Annotated in this window: 3 protein-coding genes; all 3 read right to left on the reverse strand. The window is 38.4% G+C overall.

Going from position 1 to position 2,018, the window contains the following annotated elements; all coding sequences use genetic code 11:
* Positions 1-167: 167 nt before the first annotated feature.
* Genes ACFIMP_RS09545 through ACFIMP_RS09555 form a run of 3 tightly spaced genes read right to left on the reverse strand, consistent with a single transcriptional unit; the run spans position 168 to position 1,981 of the window.
* Positions 168-611, reverse strand: a complete 444-nt coding sequence (locus ACFIMP_RS09545) for a hypothetical protein (protein ID WP_375613776.1) — start codon at positions 609-611, stop codon at positions 168-170.
* Entirely contained in the window at positions 571-1,650 is a 1,080-nt protein-coding gene (locus tag ACFIMP_RS09550; RefSeq protein ID WP_375686326.1) for a YdaU family protein, read from the reverse strand. Before ACFIMP_RS09550 ends, ACFIMP_RS09545 begins: the two co-directional genes overlap by 41 nt.
* Entirely contained in the window at positions 1,643-1,981 is a 339-nt protein-coding gene (locus ACFIMP_RS09555) for a DUF1376 domain-containing protein (RefSeq protein WP_375638628.1), read from the reverse strand. Before ACFIMP_RS09555 ends, ACFIMP_RS09550 begins: the two co-directional genes overlap by 8 nt.
* Positions 1,982-2,018: the final 37 nt, after the last annotated feature.

Below are 2,018 nucleotides of genomic sequence, written 5' to 3' on the forward strand. Positions count from 1 at the left end.
TTACCAATGGGTTTATTTGCCTCAAAATGGACCGTATAGAAGCGTTTTTAATTTCAATGTGGTTTTTATCACAAAATATTTAAATCGCTCTGTACGGTGCCTTTCTGTCAATTTAAACGCATATCTATTCTCAAAATCATCAGCAAACTTCACTACTTTGCTGTTTATCATTCAATGCCCTTTAAAACTTCTTCAAGTTCTTTTTGAAGCTTTTCTATGCGTTCTGATGGCATCGGTGCCTTTTTATTTGTTTCCTTTTCAGGCTTTTCAAGGCTCCTAAGAATGTGCTTTGCATGAAAGCGAATATTGCCTTCAAGCGTCTTACAATAACGATAAAAATCTGCTGTTGAGGGCATAAAGGTCGAATTTAAGCCCTCGGCTTTGCCTTTCAAAGCGTTCTTTGTTGCCGTTTGCAATACCCAGCTGCTTATGCCTTCAAGAGCGTAAAGATACGCAAGCGCTGTCGCTTTCTCATCTGATCCCATGGGGCTCTTAAGTCCATTTGAAAGGACAAGATACGTTGTTTGAATTTCTTCTTCAGTCGCTTTCTTTTCAAGCTTTTGCAACGCATCATGAACTAATGAAGTAATTCTCTCCGCTTCTGCAATCAATGGTTTTTGCCCTGTCTTCCAATGGAATGGTGGTTCGGTTGTCATCCTCGAATAGAAATTTGTACACACTATCTGAATTTTTGATATTGGACATGTGCTGTGCAACGCGATAACTCCATCCACGCTGCTGTACTGTTGTTTCAGTGCTTGACTTTCCATAGTTTTTTCCTTTCTGTAAATCTTCAATTGCCTTGCGTACCCAGTTGCGCCATGTTGCTTGCCAATCCGTTTTGCATGCGTCCTTACCTGCCTTGGCATTCCAATAATCTCTAAATTTTGCGATTTCGACTTTCACACGCTCTGAAGGCAAGCCTTCGTTGATTGCAAAATCGTAATCGGGTTCAAAATCCGCAGGCAATCGACAACCTCTATCGGCTTTAACCCGCTTGGCTTTTTTAGGAACGTTTTCTTGCTCGTGAATGGGAGGTTGATTGTCTGATGATGTTGCGATTTGATTTGGTTCGCTTTCAATCGCATCAACCTCGATTGGCTCTTCAATCAAATCCGTTGTTTCTAAATCTTCAAATTCAGTTTCTTTTTTTGATAAAACGATAGTTTTATTTTTTTTATATATATTATTCTTATTCTGGTTCTTTATAGCTAGATTTTGCTTATCTTTTGCTTCAGCAAAAAAATCATTTTGCTTGTCGTTTGCTTCAGCAAAATTATTAACATGTTGTTTTGTATTGTTTTTTGCTTGTGCACCTTTTTTACCAGCTTCACTACGAATTTGTGATATATGATCTTTTTTATCAGCAAAATCTTTTAGCTCTTCTTCAACGCGCGTATTCCACAACCCACCATCTATCTCAACAAGTTTATCATTCCTCATTAAGTATTCGACAATAGTTGCAAATTTTTTCTGCGAGCAATTGCAAGCACGTGCAAGCGTTTCAAAATCTTCTTTAATGGGTGCTTTTTTATCGTACATGCGAACAAGAAGTGTTATATAAACGCCCCGTTGTTCCAATGTCATCCCATCTGTACCACTAATCCAATCATACAAATGAAATCTTATCCACGGCATACCATTAGACATGCCTTACCTCCATATTATTGCAAGTGAAATTATCTAGCTCTTCAGTGACGTTATTGAGTTCTTTTTCAACTTCTGAATTCCACAACCCACCATTGTCTAAACGTATGATGAATCCACCCTCAATCAAGGAATTCAAAGCTGCTTCAAACTCTTCTACTGGATAACCAACCCAAAAAGCTAATACCGTTAAGTCCTTTAAAATAGGTTCACCAGTATGGAGCATTAGAAGTCGCAACATGACATAGATACATTTCTCGGTCGGCGACAAACAACCAAGAGTAACAAGCCATCTGTCTGCAAAAAGCCTCGTCCATGGTAATTTACTGGACATACCCCAATTCCCTTTCTTTAACTAAATATAAAATTGC

The organism is Bartonella sp. AP65SXKL, assembly GCF_042195725.1.
In the GTDB taxonomy this organism is placed as follows: Bacteria; Pseudomonadota; Alphaproteobacteria; order Rhizobiales; family Rhizobiaceae; genus Bartonella.